This window comes from Cellulomonas xiejunii, from assembly GCF_024508315.1.
GTDB lineage: Bacteria > Actinomycetota > Actinomycetes > Actinomycetales > Cellulomonadaceae > Cellulomonas > Cellulomonas xiejunii.
Genome location: NZ_CP101987.1, coordinates 1,088,657 through 1,104,423 on the forward strand (window position 1 = coordinate 1,088,657; position 15,767 = coordinate 1,104,423).

General features: G+C 74.3%; 16 protein-coding genes. 13 read left to right on the top strand and 3 right to left on the bottom strand.

The features are described from left to right. Positions 1-152: 152 nt before the first annotated feature. Positions 153-1,463 (top strand): citrate synthase, encoded by a 1,311-nt coding sequence (locus NP048_RS05085; protein WP_227578403.1) that lies wholly within the window; start codon positions 153-155, stop codon positions 1,461-1,463. Positions 1,464-1,466: 3 nt separating this feature from the next. Here NP048_RS05085 and NP048_RS05090 read toward each other — a convergent pair whose 3' ends face one another. After that, positions 1,467-2,366 (bottom strand): hypothetical protein, encoded by a 900-nt coding sequence (locus tag NP048_RS05090; protein ID WP_431355886.1) that lies wholly within the window; start codon positions 2,364-2,366, stop codon positions 1,467-1,469. A 4-nt stretch (positions 2,367-2,370) separates the two neighbouring features. Further along, on the bottom strand, positions 2,371-3,366 hold the full coding sequence (gene dapD / locus NP048_RS05095) for a 2,3,4,5-tetrahydropyridine-2,6-dicarboxylate N-succinyltransferase (RefSeq protein WP_227578404.1): 996 nt from the start codon (positions 3,364-3,366) through the stop codon (positions 2,371-2,373). Between the two features lie 65 nt (positions 3,367-3,431). Here dapD and dapE point away from each other — a divergent pair, with 65 nt between their 5' ends. From dapE to NP048_RS05125, 6 genes are all read left to right on the top strand, one after another. After that, positions 3,432-4,547 carry a succinyl-diaminopimelate desuccinylase gene (gene dapE / locus NP048_RS05100; RefSeq protein ID WP_227578405.1) on the top strand — a complete coding sequence of 372 codons (1,116 nt, stop codon included), beginning with the start codon at positions 3,432-3,434 and terminating at the stop codon, positions 4,545-4,547. A gap of 53 nt (positions 4,548-4,600) precedes the next feature. Further along, entirely contained in the window at positions 4,601-5,500 is a 900-nt protein-coding gene (locus NP048_RS05105; RefSeq protein ID WP_227578406.1) for an LOG family protein, read from the top strand. Then, positions 5,497-6,423 carry a dihydropteroate synthase gene (gene folP / locus NP048_RS05110; protein ID WP_227578407.1) on the top strand — a complete coding sequence of 309 codons (927 nt, stop codon included), beginning with the start codon at positions 5,497-5,499 and terminating at the stop codon, positions 6,421-6,423. Before NP048_RS05105 ends, folP begins: the two co-directional genes overlap by 4 nt. Further along, complete coding sequence (locus NP048_RS05115; RefSeq protein WP_227578408.1) at positions 6,420-7,742, top strand: hypothetical protein; 1,323 nt, start codon at positions 6,420-6,422, stop codon at positions 7,740-7,742. The genes folP and NP048_RS05115 overlap by 4 nt, the downstream gene beginning before the upstream one ends. Positions 7,743-7,881: 139 nt before the next feature. After that, positions 7,882-8,049, top strand: coding sequence for a DUF3117 domain-containing protein (locus NP048_RS05120; protein ID WP_214345793.1), 168 nt, complete (start codon positions 7,882-7,884; stop codon positions 8,047-8,049). Between the two features lie 10 nt (positions 8,050-8,059). After that, positions 8,060-9,658, top strand: a complete 1,599-nt coding sequence (locus NP048_RS05125) for a leucyl aminopeptidase family protein (protein WP_227578409.1) — start codon at positions 8,060-8,062, stop codon at positions 9,656-9,658. Between the two features lie 71 nt (positions 9,659-9,729). Here the strand turns inward: NP048_RS05125 and NP048_RS05130 are convergent, their stop codons facing one another. Next, positions 9,730-10,362, bottom strand: a complete 633-nt coding sequence (locus NP048_RS05130; protein WP_227578507.1) for an O-methyltransferase — start codon at positions 10,360-10,362, stop codon at positions 9,730-9,732. A gap of 216 nt (positions 10,363-10,578) precedes the next feature. Here NP048_RS05130 and sigE point away from each other — a divergent pair, with 216 nt between their 5' ends. The 6 genes from sigE to NP048_RS05160 all read left to right on the top strand — a co-directional run bounded on the left by sigE (position 10,579) and on the right by NP048_RS05160 (position 15,758). Beyond that, positions 10,579-11,178 carry an RNA polymerase sigma factor SigE gene (gene sigE, locus NP048_RS05135; RefSeq protein WP_227578410.1) on the top strand — a complete coding sequence of 200 codons (600 nt, stop codon included), beginning with the start codon at positions 10,579-10,581 and terminating at the stop codon, positions 11,176-11,178. Beyond that, entirely contained in the window at positions 11,175-12,092 is a 918-nt protein-coding gene (locus tag NP048_RS05140) for a zf-HC2 domain-containing protein (protein WP_227578411.1), read from the top strand. The genes sigE and NP048_RS05140 overlap by 4 nt, the downstream gene beginning before the upstream one ends. A gap of 200 nt (positions 12,093-12,292) precedes the next feature. After that, positions 12,293-13,621 (top strand): S1C family serine protease, encoded by a 1,329-nt coding sequence (locus NP048_RS05145; protein ID WP_227578412.1) that lies wholly within the window; start codon positions 12,293-12,295, stop codon positions 13,619-13,621. A 38-nt stretch (positions 13,622-13,659) separates the two neighbouring features. Beyond that, entirely contained in the window at positions 13,660-14,052 is a 393-nt protein-coding gene (locus tag NP048_RS05150) for a twin-arginine translocase TatA/TatE family subunit (RefSeq protein ID WP_227578413.1), read from the top strand. Between the two features lie 72 nt (positions 14,053-14,124). Continuing rightward, a complete protein-coding gene (gene trpS / locus NP048_RS05155; RefSeq protein ID WP_227578414.1) occupies positions 14,125-15,186 on the top strand; it encodes a tryptophan--tRNA ligase in 1,062 nt (353 codons plus the stop codon). After that, entirely contained in the window at positions 15,183-15,758 is a 576-nt protein-coding gene (locus tag NP048_RS05160; RefSeq protein WP_227578415.1) for a 2'-5' RNA ligase family protein, read from the top strand. Before trpS ends, NP048_RS05160 begins: the two co-directional genes overlap by 4 nt. Positions 15,759-15,767 lie beyond the last annotated feature (9 nt).

Consider the following 15,767-nt stretch of genomic DNA (forward strand, 5'->3'; position numbering starts at 1 on the left):
GGGTCTCTCCGACGTTGGTCAAGACGCCGTCGTCGCAGGTACCGTCACGTGGGCCGACGGGGGTCATCACCGCTCGTCGGCCACCCCATCGGCCCGCGCGGCAACCCGCCCGGGCTGGCTGGACCAGCTCGTCGGCGCAGGAAGGAACACCCATGTCGGACGTCGTCACCGCACCGGTGCAGGCCCCCGTCCAGCTCGTGGTCGACGGGCAGGTTCGTGACCTGCCCGTGGTGCCCGCCGCCGAGGGGAACGACGGCATCGTCGTGTCGTCGCTCCTGCGCGACACGGGCATGGTGACGGTCGACCCGGGGTTCATGAACACCGCGTCGTGCGAGTCGCAGATCACCTACATCGACGGCGACGCGGGGATCCTGCGGTACCGCGGTTACCCGATCGACCAGCTCGCGGAGCACTCGACGTTCCTCGAGGTCGCGTACCTGCTCATCCACGGCGAGCTGCCGACGCCGCAGGCGCTCGCGGCGTTCGAGGAGCGGGTCAACCGCCACACGCTGGTCCACGAGGACTTCCGCACGTTCATGGGGACGTTCCCGCGCAACGCGCACCCGATGGCGGTCATGGCGTCCGCGCTCAACGCGCTGTCCACGTTCTACCCCGAGTCCCTCGACCCGTTCGACGTCGAGACGGTCGAGCTCGCGACGGTGCTGATCCTCGCGAAGACGCGGACGATCACGTCGTACGTCCACCGGGCCTCCAAGGGTGAGCCCCTGCTGTACCCGGACTACTCGCGTGGCTACGTCGAGGACTTCCTGCGCATGACGTTCGCGGTGCCCTACCAGCAGTGGGACCCGGACCCCGTCGTCGTCAACGCGCTCGACAAGCTGCTGATCCTGCACGCCGACCACGAGCAGAACTGCTCGACGTCGACCGTGCGGGTCGTCGGCTCGAGCCACGCCAACATCTACGCGTCGGTCGCGGCGGGCATCAACGCGCTGTCCGGGCCGCTGCACGGCGGCGCCAACGAGGCCGTGCTGAAGATGCTCGACCAGATCAAGGCCAACGGCGGGGACGCCACCGACTTCATGCGTCGCGTGAAGAACAAGGAGGACGGCGTCCGGCTGATGGGCTTCGGCCACCGGGTCTACAAGAACTACGACCCGCGCGCCGCGATCGTCAAGCAGAGCGCGCACGAGGTGCTGCAGGCGCTGGGCAGCACGGACGAGCTGCTCGACATCGCGATGAGCCTCGAGGAGATCGCGCTCTCCGACGAGTACTTCATCTCCCGCAAGCTGTACCCGAACGTCGACTTCTACACGGGTCTGATCTACAAGGCGATGGGCTTCTCGGATCAGATGTTCACGCCGCTGTTCGCGCTCGGGCGGATGCCCGGCTGGATCGCGCAGTGGCGCGAGATGATGCACGACCCGCAGACCAAGATCGGCCGCCCGCGCCAGGTGTACACGGGTGCGACCGAGCGGCCGTACGTCGCGGTCGAGCGCCGCTGACGCTCAGCCGGCGACCGTCAGGCGGACCTGCCCGGGCGGCAGGGGCGCCTGGCCGGTGACCTGCCACGTGGGCTCGGCGCGCGACCACGTCGTGTCGCCGACGGTCACGGCGTCCACGTCGATCTCCCACGCGACCGCGACGGACCACTGCGCGACGGACCACCCGGCGCGCGTGGGATCGTCGATGGGCAGCGCCGTCGCGACGAGGTCGACCGTGGAGGGCGTCCCCGCGCCGTCGGCGAGGGTCACCGTCACCGGCAGGTCCCCCAGGTCCCGCGTGACGCGCGCGAGGACTGGCCCGGTCCCGCCTGGCTGCTCGACCGGCCGGAGCGCGCAGCTCAGCGCCGCCGGGGAGTGCCCGGTGAGCGCCGACGCCCACGCGCGCGCCCGCACCTCGTGCTGGGCGTACGCGTCGGGGAACCCGCTGCGCTGGACGGCCTGCGCGGCCTCGGTGACGGCCATGTCCTGGTAGCCCGGGACCTTTTCCAGCCCCTCGAAGAACTTGTTGGTCGAGTAGACCGGGTCCATGATCTGCTCGACCGTGCCCCAGCCCTGCGAGGGGCGCTGCTGGTACAGGCCGACGGAGTCGCGGTCGCCGTAGTCGATGTTGACGAGCCGCGACTCCTGCAGCGCGGTGGCGATGCCGATCGTCACGGCCCGGGCCGGCATGCCGCGGCGGGTGGCGACGGCAGCCGCCAGCGCGGCGTTCTGCGCCTGGTCGGGGGTCAGGCTCCAGTCCGTGCCGTCCAGGTGGGCGACGCAGCGTTCGGCCACGGGGGTGTCCGGGCGCGCGTTGCGCAGCAGGGCGACGACCGCGCCGACGGCGACGGCGAGCAGCACGACGGCCAGACCCGCGGTCACCAGGGCCGGCAGGCAACCGCCCCGTCGTCGCGCACGCGCCACGGCGTCAGTTGGCGTGCAGCGCGGAGTTCAGCTGCACACCGGCCCCCGAGCGTGCGACGGCCTCGACCTCGCCCGTGCGTGAGTTGCGCCGGAACAGCACACCGTCCGCACCGGCGAGCACGCGGGCCTTGACGACGCGCGCACCGTCGTCGTCCACCGCGCCCTCGACGTCGAAGCCGACGAGCCGCACCTTGGTCCCCGCCGTGACGTACAGGCCCGCCTCGACCACGCAGTCGTCACCCAGGGGGATGCCCAGCCCTGAGTTCGCGCCCAGCAGCGAGCGCTGCCCGACGGACACGACCTCGCGGCCGCCGCCGGACAGCGTGCCCATGATCGACGCGCCCCCGCCCACGTCGGAGCCGTCGCCCACGACGACCCCGGCCGAGATGCGGCCCTCGACCATCGACGTCCCGAGCGTGCCGGCGTTGAAGTTGACGAAGCCCTCGTGCATGACGGTCGTGCCCGGTGCGAGGTGCGCGCCGAGGCGCACGCGGTCGGCGTCGGCGACCCGCACGCCCGACGGCAGCACGTAGTCGACCATGCGCGGGAACTTGTCGACCCCGTACACCGTCACCGGGGTGCCCGTCGCCGCGCGCAGCCGCAGGCGGGTGCCCTCGAAGTCCTCGACCGCGCACGGTCCGCGGTCGGTCCACACGACGTTCGGGAGGACCGCGAAGACGCCGTCGAGGTTCTGCCCGTGGGGCCGGATGAGCCGGTGCGACAGCAGGTGCAGGCGCAGGTAGGCGTCGGCAGTGGAGGCGGGCGGGGCGTCGAGGTCGACGACGGTCGCGACGAGGGCCACACGGACCCCGCGCGCGGCGTCCGTGCGCTCGCACGCGGCGAGGTCCACGGGCGCGTGCAGCCGGACGGAGTCGTCGTCGCCGACGTCGAGCGTGGTGGGCGGGGCCCCGAGGACGGGCGTCGGGTACCAGACGTCCAGGGTGGTGCCCGCGTCGGTGACGGTGGCCAGGCCGAGGCCCCAGGCCGTGCGGTCGGTCATGGCGTCCAAGCCTACGGTGCGGACGGCACGGACCGGCACGCGTGGTCGCGCGTAGGGTCGTGGTCGTGGCTGCCGACGACCTGATCGACCTGTCCGCCGACGTGGTGACGCTGACGCGTCAGCTGTGCGACGTCCCGTCCGTCAGCGGCGACGAGACGCGGCTGGCCGACGCGGTCGAGGCGGCGCTGCGGGAGCACCCGCACCTCGAGGTCCTCCGCGACGGTGACGCGGTCGTCGCGCGGACGCACCTGGGGCGTGCACGGCGCGTCGTGGTCGCGGGGCACCTCGACACCGTGCCGGTCGCCGGCAACCTGCCCACCCGCCTCGAGGACGACGTGCTGTGGGGCCGCGGCACCGTCGACATGAAGGGTGGCGTCGCCGTCGCCCTGCACCTCGCCGCCGCGCTCACCGAGCCCGTGCACGACGTGACGTGGGTGTTCTACGACCACGAGGAGGTGGCCGCCGACCTCAACGGGCTGGGTCGCGTCGCCGCGCACCACCCGGACTGGCTCGAGGGCGACTTCGCGGTGCTCGGCGAGCCGAGCGACGGCGGGCTCGAGGGCGGCTGCAACGGCACGCTGCGCGCCGAGGTGCGGCTGACGGGCGTCGCGGCGCACTCGGCCCGCGCGTGGGTGGGCGTCAACGCGGTGCACGCCGCCGGTGAGGTGCTGCGCCGGCTCGAGGCCTACGAGCCGGCCACGGTCGAGGTCGAGGGCCTGGCGTACCGCGAAGGGCTCAACGCCGTGCTCGTCTCGGGCGGGGTGGCGACCAACGTCATCCCCGACTCGTGCGTCGTCACCGTCAACTACCGGTTCGCGCCGTCGCGGGACGTCGCCGAGGCCGTGGCGCACGTGCGTGAGGTCTTCGACGGGTACGACGTGGTCGTCACCGACTCCGCGCCCGGTGCCCGCCCCGGTCTGGACGCGCCCGCCGCGCAGGAGTTCGCCGCCGCTGTGCTCGCCGTCACGGGCGGTCGCCCCGCGCCGAAGTACGGCTGGACGGACGTCGCCCGGTTCAGTGCCCTGGGCGTGCCCGCGGTCAACTTCGGCCCCGGCGACCCGCTGCTGGCGCACAAGGACGACGAGCGTGTACCCGTCGCGCAGATCGAGCTGTGCCACCGCGCGCTGCGGGCGTGGCTGACGGGCACGCAGCCCGAGGACCTGCCCCTGGGCATCGCCTGACGTCCGTCGTCCGCGCGACGCGGACGCCCACGACGCGCGCATAGGCTCGGGGGATGACTCCTGACGACTCGTCGGCACCGGCGCCGGAGTACCGCCGCGGTCCCGTGCTGCTGCGCCGCGACCAGATCCCCGCCACGACCTCCGACCAGCGCCTGCTGGCCCGCGCCGAGGGCGCCGGCTGGCTGCACTCCGACCCCTGGCGGGTCATGCGGATCCAGAGCGAGTTCGTCGAGGGGTTCGGCGCCCTCTCCGAGGTCGGGCCGGCGGTCAGCGTCTTCGGCTCGGCGCGCATCAAGCCCGGCGACCCGTACTACGAGATGGGGCAGGACGTCGCGCGCGGCCTCGTGGAGGCCGGGTACGCCGTGATCACCGGCGGGGGCCCCGGCATCATGGAGGCGGCCAACAAGGGCGCCACCGAGGCGGACGGGCTGTCGGTCGGCCTGGGCATCGAGCTGCCGTTCGAGCAGGGCATGAACGAGTGGGTCGACCTGGGCGTCAACTTCCGCTACTTCTTCGCGCGCAAGACCATGTTCGTCAAGTACTCCGAGGGCTTCGTCGTCCTGCCCGGAGGCTTCGGCACCTTCGACGAGCTCTTCGAGGCGCTGACCCTGGTGCAGACGCACAAGGTGACCGGGTTCCCGATCGTGCTGCTCGGCGCCGACTACTGGTCCGGGCTGCTCGCGTGGCTGCGGGACACGGTGCACCCGCAGGGCATGATCGCCGCAGCCGACATCGACCTGCTGCAGGTCGCGGCGGACCCGCAGGAGGCCGTCGAGATGATCGTGCGGCGCGGTGCCGAGCTGCGGGCCGAGGAGGAGGCGGCGGTCCGTGCGGCGGCGCGGGACCAGCGGGCCGCAGCCGCCGCTGGTGAGGCGCGGGCGCGCAACGGCCGCCGGACCCGTGACGCAGGTGCCTCGGGTGAGGGCGGCTCGCTCACGGACGGCGGGTGGTGACGGGCGGACCGCTGCCCGGCGTCCCCGTCGGTGCCGCGCCGCTGCGACTGCGCGGACGCACGTTCGGCGACGACGCCCCCGTCGTCATGGCGGTCGTCAACCGCACCCCCGACTCGTTCTACGCGGCGGCGCGGCACGACGAGTCGACGGTCGACGCGGCGGTCGACCGGGCCGTCGAGGAGGGTGCCGACGTGCTGGACGTCGGCGGTGTGCGCGCGGGCCGCGGCCCCGTCGTCTCCGAGGCCGAGGAGATCGCCCGCGTCCTGCCCGTCGTCCGACGCGTGCGGACACGCCACCCGGACCTGCTGGTCAGCGTCGACACGTGGCGTTCGGGCGTCGCACGTGCCGTGGCGGACGCCGGTGCGGACCTGCTCAACGACACGTGGGCCGGGCACGACCCCGCGCTCGTCGAGGTGGCGGCCGAGCGCGGGCTGGGTGTCGTGTGCTCGCACACCGGGGGTGCCACCCCCCGCAGCGACCCGTTCCGCGTCGCCTACCCGGCACCCGAGGGTGTCGACCCGATCGACGGCGTGCTCGTCGACGTCGTGACGACGCTGAGCGCCGCGGCAGCCAGAGCGGTCGCGCTGGGCGTCGACCCGGCGTCGGTGCTCGTCGACGCGACCCTGGACTTCGGCAAGACCACCTGGCACTCGTTGCACCTGGTGAGAAACACCCCGAAGATCGTGCAGATCGGGCACCCTGTGCTCATGGCGATCTCGCGCAAGGACCTCGTCGGGGAGACCTTGGACCTGCCGGCGGAGGAGCGGCTGGAGGGCACGTTGGCGGCCACGGCCGTCGCGGCCTGGCTGGGCGCTCGCGTCTTCCGCGTCCATGACGTCGCGGCGACGCGACGCACGGTGGACATGGTGGCGGCGCTCCGCGCGGAGCGGGCACCGGTGCGCACCGTGCGGGGCATGCTGTGAGCGGCGACGCACCCCGGTCCGACGCCGACGTCGCGACCGACCCCGTCGCCACCGGACCGACGGGGCCGACGGCGGCGACGGGGCCGACGGCGGCGACGGCGGCCGGGCCCGGCTGGTGGGACCGGGTCCGTGGGTGGCCGTGGTGGGTGCACGTCCTGCTCGTGTGGGCCGCCTCGCGGCTGTTCGTCGCCGGCGCGTTCGTCTGGACGTCGACCGTGCAGGCGGAGAACCTCTGGACCGGGGCCAACCCGCCCTACCAGGAGTTCGTGGGGTTGTTCTACGACGCCGGCTGGTACCGGCAGGTCGCCGAGAGCGGGTACCCGTCCGAGCTGCCGCGTGACGAGCAGGGCCTGGTCCAGCAGAACCCGTGGGCGTTCTTCCCCCTGTACCCGATGCTCGTGCGGGCGCTCATGACGCTCACCGGTGGGACGTGGGTCGTTCTCGCCCCGACCGTCGCGCTGCTGCTCGGTGGCGCGGCGATGCTCGTCGTGCACGAGGTCGTGCGCCACGGCGCACCCCGGGCCGTCGCCGCCCGGCCCGGCCTGCCGCTGGCGACGGTCGCGCTGGTCTGCGCGTTCCCCACGGCCGCGGTCCTGCAGGTCGCGTACACCGAGTCCGCCGCGCTCCTGCTCGTGGCGTCGTCCCTGCTGCTGCTCGTGCGCCGGCGCTACGCGTGGGCGGCCCTCGTGGTCGTCGCGCTCGGCTTCACGCGCGCGGTCGCGCTGCCGATGGCGGCGGTCGTCGTCGTCCACGCGGCGGTGCGGTGGTGGCGCGCCCGGCGGGGTGAGGACACGTTCGGCGGGCGCGACGCCGTGGGCCTCGTCGGCCTGGCCGCTGCGGCGGGGATCTCCGGCGTCGCGTGGCCGGCGATCTGCGGCTGGGTGACCGGCGTCCCGGACGGCTACCTCCAGACGCAGGAGGCCTGGCGGGGTGTGCGGGAGGTGGTGCCGTTCTCGGGGTGGACGTACGTGCCGCAGTTCTGGTTCGGCGAGTGGGGGACGCCCGTGATGGTGGCGGGCTTCGCGCTGACCGCCGCCGTGCTGCTCGTGCCCGCCGCCTGGCGGCTCGGGCCGGAGCTGCACACCTGGTCGGCGGCGTACGTCGTCTACATCCTCGCCGTGATCGAGCCGGGGTCCAGCCTCGCGCGGTTCCTGCTCCTGGCGTTCCCGCTCGGTGCCGTGACGGCGGGGGTGGTGCCGCGCCCGGCGTGGGCGCGGCGGCTGTGGTTCGGGGCCGTTCTGGTCCTCATGCTCGGGCTGCAGGTGCTCTGGGTGCGCCAGATGTGGGAGTTCAACCCCCACGGCGACTGGCCGCCGTGACCCGTTCGTGCCCCGCGCGGCTGGGCGGGGGTCGCGCCCGGTGAACTAGGATGGTCGCTGGACAACCGGCTGACCTGGAGGTTGTCGGGGCTGCCCGACGACTGTCGGCCGGCAACGTACGAGCGAAGGAGAGGCCCGGATGGCCGCGATGAAGCCGAGGACCGGCGACGGACCGCTCGAGGTGACGAAGGAAGGGCGCGGCATCGTCATGCGCGTCCCGCTCGAGGGTGGCGGACGGCTGGTGGTGGAGCTCAACGCGACCGAGGCGTCCGAGCTGGGCGAGGCTCTGACGTCCGTCGTCGGCTGACGACCTGCGGATGAGCCCCCGCACCTCCGGCGCGGCCGCTGCGACCGCGCCCCGCACGCCACCCGCGGTCTCGGCGCACGGCGCGAGCGTCGTCGACTCCCCGCTCCTGACGGACGGGTCGGTCGACGCGGTCGCGGTGCAGGTCGCGCCGCCGCGCGTCGGGGACGACGCGCTGCAGCCGCGCTCGGGTACGCCGCAGGCGGCCGCCCGTTACGGCATCGACCTGTCCGAGCTCGCGGAGCGCGCCGGCCTGACGGGCGCCGCGGGCGAGGCGTTCACCGTCCACCTGCCGCTGCCGGTCGGTTCGGCGGTCGAGCTGCCGTGGGCGGGGCTGCCGCCGCGCATCGTCCTCGTGGGGGTCGGCGACGAGAGCCCGACCGCGCTGCGCCGCGCGGGCGCGGCGCTCGCCCGCGCCACACGAGGGCTGCGCCGCGTCGCCGCCACCGTCGGCGCGCAGACGCACCACGACGACGTAGCCGCGGCGCAGGCGGCCCGCGCCGTCACCGAGGGCTACCTGCTCGCCGCGTACACGCCGCCGCGCGTGACGGCGAAGCCGGAGGGGAAGGCGCCGGCCGAGCTGGTGCTGCTCGGCCGCGACGGTGCGACGGTCCTCGCCGCCGTGGCCGCGGCTCGCGCGGGCGCGGCCGCCACGTGGCTGGTCCGCGACCTGGCCAACACCCCGTCCAACGTGAAGAACCCCCAGTGGCTGGCGGACCAGGCACGACGGCTCGGGACGAAGGCGGGACTCGATGTCGAGGTCCTGGGCCCACGTGAGCTGGCCGCGGGCGGGTTCGGCGGCCTGCTGGCCGTCGGTGCCGGCTCGGCCTCCACGCCGCGCCTGGTGCGCCTCACGTACACCCCGGCGCAGGGCGACGGACGCCACGTCGTGGTCGTCGGCAAGGGCATCACGTACGACACGGGCGGGCTGTCCATCAAGCCCCGTGAGGCCATGGTGCCGATGAAGACCGACATGGCGGGCGCCGCGGTGGCACTGGCCACGGTGCTGGGTGCGGCCCAGGCGGAGGTGCGCCACAAGGTCACGGCCGTCCTGCCCCTGGCGGAGAACCACTTCGGAGCGTCGTCGTACCGTCCCGGGGACGTCGTCACGATCCACGGCGGCACCACGGTCGAGATCGCGAACACCGACGCCGAGGGCCGACTCGTCCTGGCCGACGCCCTCGCCTGGGCCGACGCGACCCTCGAACCCGACGTGCTCGTCGACGTCGCCACGCTCACCGGCGCGGCGAGCCTCGGCCTCGGTCGGCAGCACGCCGCGCTCTACGGCACGGACGACGCCCTGGTCGCGGCGCTGTCGGCAGCGGGGGACCGCACGGGCGAGCTGGTGTGGCCCATGCCCCTCGTGGAGGACTACGAGGAGGCCGTGCGCTCGTCGGTCGCCGACCTGCGTCACGTCCCCGAGGACCGCCGCATCGGCGGCGGGTCCATCACGGCCGCCCTGTTCCTGCGCCGGTTCGTCGGGCAGCGGGCGTGGGCGCACCTCGACATCGCCGGTCCCGCGCGCTCGACGTCGGACAAGCACGAGGTCACCGAGGGCGCCACCGGCTACGGGGCTCGTCTGCTCCTGGAGTACCTGACGGCGCTGGACTGACGGCGAGGGGTCTCGACGCAGCCTTGCCGGTCGCGGTGAGGCGGCGCGGTGGGGCGGTCAGCGACAGGCGGTCAGCGACGCACGGCGACGAGCAGGCCCTCGCCCACGGGCAGCAGCGCCGGGACGAGCCGGTCGTCGGTGCGCACGTGGCGGCCCACGTCGCGGACGGTCGTCGTCGCCTCGTCGCGCCGCGCCGGGTCCGCGACCCGGTCGTGCCAGAGCGCGTCGTCGACCGCCAGCACGCCGCCCGGCCGCAGGAGCCGGACCGCCTGCTCGACGTACCCGGGGTAGTTCTCCACGTCCGCGTCGATGACGACCATGTCGTACCCGCCGTCGGTGAGGCGCGGCAGGACGTCGAGCGCGCGACCGGAGATCGCGCGGGTCCGGGTGCTGCGCACACCCTCCTCGGCGAACGCGTCCTTGGCGGCGCGCTGGTGCTCGAGCTCCAGGTCGATGGTCGTCAGCACGCCGTCCGCCGGCATGCCGCGCAGCAGGTACAGAGAGCCGACGCCGGCACCTGTACCGACCTCGACCACCGCGCGCGCCTGCGCCGCCGCGGCGAGCACGCGCAGCGCCGCTCCCGTGCCGGGCAGGACCGGGGTGCACCCCAGGTGCGACGCGCGCTCGCGGGCCCGCAGCAGCACGTCGTCCTCGTCGAGGAACTCCTCGCAGTAGACCCAGCTCTGCGCCTTGTCGGTGGAGATGACGGCCTCCTCGTCGCTCGCCCCGGGCGGGCGTGCCTGCTCGTCAGCGTAGTCCCGCGCCGTGGGCGTCCGACGGACGTGCGCCCCGGGCTCCGCGCGTCGCGACGCAGCACCGCTCGCGGGCCGGCGTTTCCGCTCACGACGAACAGGGGTCGAGCCTGCGAGCTCGACCTGGGAGACTGACGTACCGAGAGAACATCGAGGAGAACCCCGCAGATGAGCGTCCAGCCCGCCGAGTGGCAGGCCCCGTCGTGGGAGGAGATCGTCCGGGAGCACTCCGGACGGGTCTACCGCCTGGCCTACCGGCTGACCGGTAACCGCCACGACGCCGAGGACCTCACCCAGGAGACGTTCGTCCGCGTCTTCCGCTCGCTGCACACGTACAGCCCCGGCACCTTCGAGGGCTGGCTGCACCGGATCACGACGAACCTCTTCCTCGACATGGCGCGCCGCAAGCAGCGCGTCCGGATCGAGCCGATCGGTGACGACACCGACCGGTGGTCCTCGCCGGACCTGCTCGCGACGCCCGAGCGCGCGTTCGAGGCCGCGAACCTCGACCACGACGTCCAGCGCGCCCTCGACGCGCTGCCCCCGGAGTACCGCGCCGCCGTCGTGCTGTGCGACATCGAAGGGCTGTCGTACGAGGAGATCGCGGTGACCCTCGGCATCAAGCTCGGCACGGTGCGTTCGCGGATCCACCGCGCCCGAGCCCGGCTGCGGGTCGCGCTCGAGCACCGCCGTCCGCTCGACGCCTCGGCGGACGGCGTGTCGACCGCCGACCTGCGCGAGTCCGACTCCGCCGAGGTGGCTGGATGATGCACCTCGGCTCCCGGATCAGCGCACTGGTCGACGGACAGCTCGACCCGGCCGCCACCGAGCGCGCGTTCGCGCACGTCGCGACGTGCCCCATGTGCGCGCGTGAGCTCGCCGCAGCGCGTGCCGCCCGGCAGGCGCTCGCCGGGGCGGAGCCCGTGCTCCCCACCGAGGACCTCACCGCCCGGCTGCTGTCGCTGTCGTCGCAGAGCGGCCCGCCGGTGCCGCCGGCGCCCGGGACGCGCGACCCGTTCGCGGTCGGCGCCGGTGCGGCACTGCCGGTCGCCGCGACCCGCGCGCTGCGCGGCGACGTGGTCACGGGCCGCTCGCCCGTGCGGCTCGTGGTCGGGTCCGTGGCAGGCATGAGCGCCATGGCCGCCGGCCTGTTCATGCTCGGTGAGCGGCCCGTGGTGACGCCCTCGAGCCACCCGGCGGCCGCGCTCGGTCTGCTCGCCCACACGTCGGCGCCCGCGGACGCGGGTGACGTGCCGGCCGACGACGCGACGGTCACGTGGCTGCGCGGGAAGGGCTGGACGTTCCCCGCGGACCTTCCCGACGGCTGGCAGGTCAGGTCGATCGGCTGGTCCTCGGACGACCCGGACGTGCTGGAGGTCGACGTCACGGGGCCGGGGGGCTCGTACGTCGTCACCGAGCAGCAGGGCCGCCTGGACACCCAGGCCCTCGCCGGCGCGCCCGTCCGCGAGGTGGGCGGCCGGCGGGTGCACGTGCTGTCCCTCGAGCCCTGCCAGGTCGCCTGGCAGTCGGGATCGACGGTCGTGCAGATCATCGCCGCGCAGGACGAGGACGCGCTCGACGCGCTGGTCGCCGCGTTCCCGTCCGCCGGCTACGACGACACCGTCACCGGGCGCATCGGTCGCGGCTGGCAGACCGTGTCCGCCGTATGGGGACGCCCGTGAGCGACAGCGGTCCCGGCGCCGTGACCGGTCCGGAGCCGCAGGCGGCGCCCACGCCGCCTCCCGTCGCGTCACCGCCCCCCGCCCACGCGCCGACTCCCGCCCACGCGCCGCCTCCCGCCCACGCGCCGCCTCCCGCCGACGCATCGTCGCCTCCCGCCGACGCATCGTCGCTTCCCGCCGACGCATCGTCGCCTCCCGCCGTGCCGCAGGCCGCCCCGGTCCCGTTGTTCGCCGCCCCCTCGTCGTACCGCCGCACCGCGGAGGACCAGGACGTCGCACCCGCCGGCCCGTCCCGTGAGGCGGGCCCCGCGCCGGCCGCGTCGTTCGCCCGCCCGGGGGCGCCGCGCCTGACCGGTGCCCCGACCTCCGGACCGGACGCGCCGGCCGTCGAGGCCGCGTCCGTGGCGCCCGCGCCCGCTCGTCCGACGGGCCGCCGCCGACGGCGCACGCTGTCGGCCGCCTGGGTCGCGCCGCTCGTCGCCCTGTCGGTCGCCGCCGGGTTCCTCGGGGGACTGCTGGGGGACCGGGTGCTGCCGGACGACGGGCGCCGCTCGGACGCGGGCCTGCCGGTCGTCCCTGCCCCGGCCGCACGCGTCGACCGGGAACCCGAGTCCGTGGCGGGCATCGCCGCCGGGGTCCTGCCGAGCGTCGTGTCGCTCGAGGTGACGACCGCCGAGGGCGCCGGCTCGGGCTCCGGCTTCATCCTGCGGCAGGACGGGTACGTGCTCACCAACAACCACGTCGTCGAAGGTGCCACCGGCGGGTCGATCGTCGTGCAGTTCGCCGACGGGACCGAGCTGCCCGGCACGGTCGTCGGTGCGACCGGCGACTACGACCTGGCGGTGGTCAAGGTCGAGGCCACGGGCCTGACGCCCGCGGCGCTGGGTGACTCGGACACGGTCGTCGTCGGCGACCCGGTCGTCGCGATCGGTGCGCCCCTGGGCCTCGTCGGCACCGTGACGAGCGGCATCGTCAGCGCGCTCAACCGACCCGTCGTGGCCGGCGACGGGAGCGACACCGCGTTCATCAACGCGATCCAGACCGACGCGGCGATCAACCCCGGCAACTCGGGCGGCCCGCTGGTCAACGCGCAGGGTCAGGTCGTGGGGGTCAACTCCGCCATCGCCCAGCTGCCCGGGAGGCTCACCGGCGTCGGCAGCATCGGGCTGGGCTTCGCGATCCCGTCGAACCAGGCGCGCCGCACGGCCGAGCAGCTCATCGAGACCGGCACGGCCACGTACCCCGTCATCGGCGTGGCCCTCGAGCCCGGGTACACCGGCGAGGGCGTGCAGGTCGCGGTGGAGAACGGCTCGAGGACGCCGGCGGTCACCCCGGACGGCCCGGCCGACCTGGCGGGGATCCGTCGGGGTGACGTGATCCTGTCCATCGACGGCCGCCCGGTGACGGCGTCGGAGGAGCTGATCGTCACCATCCGTGCGCGCGAGGTCGGCGACACCGTGGTGCTGCGGGTCCGCACGGGTGAGGACGAGCGTGACGTCCGCGTGCAGCTCCAGGCGGCGCCGGACTGACCGGACGGCGCCCACGCCCGTCGCGGTAACCTGAGCAGGTGTTCGGGATCAACGGCGGCGAGCTGCTCATCCTGCTGCTCGTCGCCGCCGTCGTCGTCGGCCCCGAGCGGCTGCCCTCGTACGCCGAGCAGCTCGCCGGATGGGTGCGGCGGCTGCGTGACCTCGCCCGCGACACCAAGGAACGTGTCGACGTCGAGCTCGGTGAGGCGGACGTGGACTGGGCGGCGCTCGACCCCCGCCGGTACGACCCGCGCCGTATCGTGCGCGAGGCGCTGCTCGACGACGCACCACCGCACACCCCGTCGCGCCCGGCGGTGCCGCGTCCCGGGAGGGTCAGGACAGCGGCAGCCGCCGCGCCGGCCGGCGCGTTCGCCGGACCGGTGGCTGCGGCAGCAGACGCACCCGCACCGTTCGACGACGAGGCGACCTGACGCGCAGCCCGACCCGCCGTACCCTCACGCATGACATCCGGCCGACGGCCGATCACCTCAGGAGGCCCGCGCATGACCCAGGTGCTGTCCACGACGCAGCCCGCCACGCCGTCGACCGCGGGCGGGCGCATCTTCTCGGGCATGCAGCCGACGTCGGACTCGCTCCAGCTCGGCAACTACCTGGGCGCGCTGACCCAGTGGGTCGCGCTGCAGGACACCCACGACGCGATCTACTGCGTCGTCGACCTGCACGCCCTCACCGTCGGACCGGATCCCCAGGTGCTGCGTGAGCGGACGCGCCGCACCGCCGCGCAGTACCTCGCCGCGGGGGTCGACCCTCAGCGCTCGATCCTGTTCGTCCAGTCGCACGTGCCGGAGCACGCCGAGCTCGCCTGGATCCTGTCCTGCCACACCGGCTTCGGTGAGGCCGGCCGCATGACGCAGTTCAAGGACAAGTCGGCCAAGCAGGGCTCCGAGGGCACGACCGTCGGCCTGTTCACGTACCCCGTGCTGATGGCAGCCGACATCCTGCTGTACGACACGGCGCTCGTCCCCGTCGGGGAGGACCAGCGGCAGCACCTGGAGCTGACGCGTGACCTCGCGCAGCGCATGAACGCGCGTTTCGGCCAGGGCACCGTCGTCGTCCCCGAGCCGTACATCGTCTCCGCGACGGCCAAGATCTACGACCTGCAGGACCCCACCTCCAAGATGAGCAAGTCCGCCGAGAGCCCCAACGGGCTCATCGAGCTGCTCGACGACCCGAAGGTCGTCGCCAAGCGCATCCGGTCGGCCGTCACGGACGCCGAACGGGAGATCCGCTTCGACCCCGCGGCCAAGCCCGGGGTGTCGAACCTGCTGACGATCTTCTCGGCGCTGTCGGGGCGGACCGTCCAGTCGCTCGAGGCCGACTACGAGGGCAAGGGGTACGGGGACCTCAAGAAGGACCTCGCGGACGTCGTGGTGGATTTCCTCACCCCGTTCCAGGAGCGGGTGCGGCACTACCTCGCCGACCCGACGGCGCTCGACGACGTCCTCGCCGACGGTGCGGCACGCGCCCGTGAGCTGGCGACCCCCACGCTCGAGCGGGTCTACGACCGGTCGGGTCTGCTCCCCGCGCGCCGGGTCCGGGCGTGAGGCTCCCGCGGGCGGGTGCGGGGGAGATCGTCGTCGGGGTCGCCATCGCGGTCCCGGAGCCGTTCTGCGGCCAGCTGCACGACGCGCGGGTACGGCTCGGGGATCCCGAGGGCCGCAACGTCGTGCCGCACGTGACCCTCATCGGGCCGACCCCCGTCGCGGAGGACCGGCTCGACGAGCTCGACGCGCACCTCGCGCGCACGGTCGCCGGTCACCGCCCCTTCCGCGTGCAGCTGCGCGGCACGGACACCTTCCGCCCGGTCTCGCCCGTCGTGTTCGTGGCGCTCACCGAGGGTGAGGAGCAGTGCGCCGCGCTGGAGGCGGCGGTGCGCTCCGGCCCTCTGCAGGTCGAGGCGCACTTCCCGTACCACCCGCACGTCACCGTCGCGCACGACGTCGACGACGAGGCGCTCGACACGGCACAGGCCGAGATGGCGTCGTACGAGGCCGGGTTCGACGTCACGCACGTGCACCGGTTCGTCCACGACGGCACGGCGTGGCGTCCGGCGCAGCGGTTCGTGCTCGGCGCCGTCGGGGCCCTCGCGGATGCCGCCGGACAGGACCACCCGTAGGTTCGCTCG

Excerpts from the sequence above, each read along its gene's own strand:
- NP048_RS05085 (WP_227578403.1), top strand. The coding sequence starts at position 153 with ATGTCGGACGTCGTCACCGCACCGGTGCAGGCCCCCGTCCAGCTCGTG.
- dapD (WP_227578404.1), bottom strand. The coding sequence starts at position 3,366 with ATGACCGACCGCACGGCCTGGGGCCTCGGCCTGGCCACCGTCACCGAC.
- NP048_RS05105 (WP_227578406.1), top strand. The coding sequence starts at position 4,601 with ATGACTCCTGACGACTCGTCGGCACCGGCGCCGGAGTACCGCCGCGGT.
- NP048_RS05120 (WP_214345793.1), top strand. The coding sequence starts at position 7,882 with ATGGCCGCGATGAAGCCGAGGACCGGCGACGGACCGCTCGAGGTGACG.
- NP048_RS05125 (WP_227578409.1), top strand. The coding sequence starts at position 8,060 with ATGAGCCCCCGCACCTCCGGCGCGGCCGCTGCGACCGCGCCCCGCACG.
- sigE (WP_227578410.1), top strand. The coding sequence starts at position 10,579 with ATGAGCGTCCAGCCCGCCGAGTGGCAGGCCCCGTCGTGGGAGGAGATC.
- NP048_RS05140 (WP_227578411.1), top strand. The coding sequence starts at position 11,175 with ATGATGCACCTCGGCTCCCGGATCAGCGCACTGGTCGACGGACAGCTC.
- trpS (WP_227578414.1), top strand. The coding sequence starts at position 14,125 with ATGACCCAGGTGCTGTCCACGACGCAGCCCGCCACGCCGTCGACCGCG.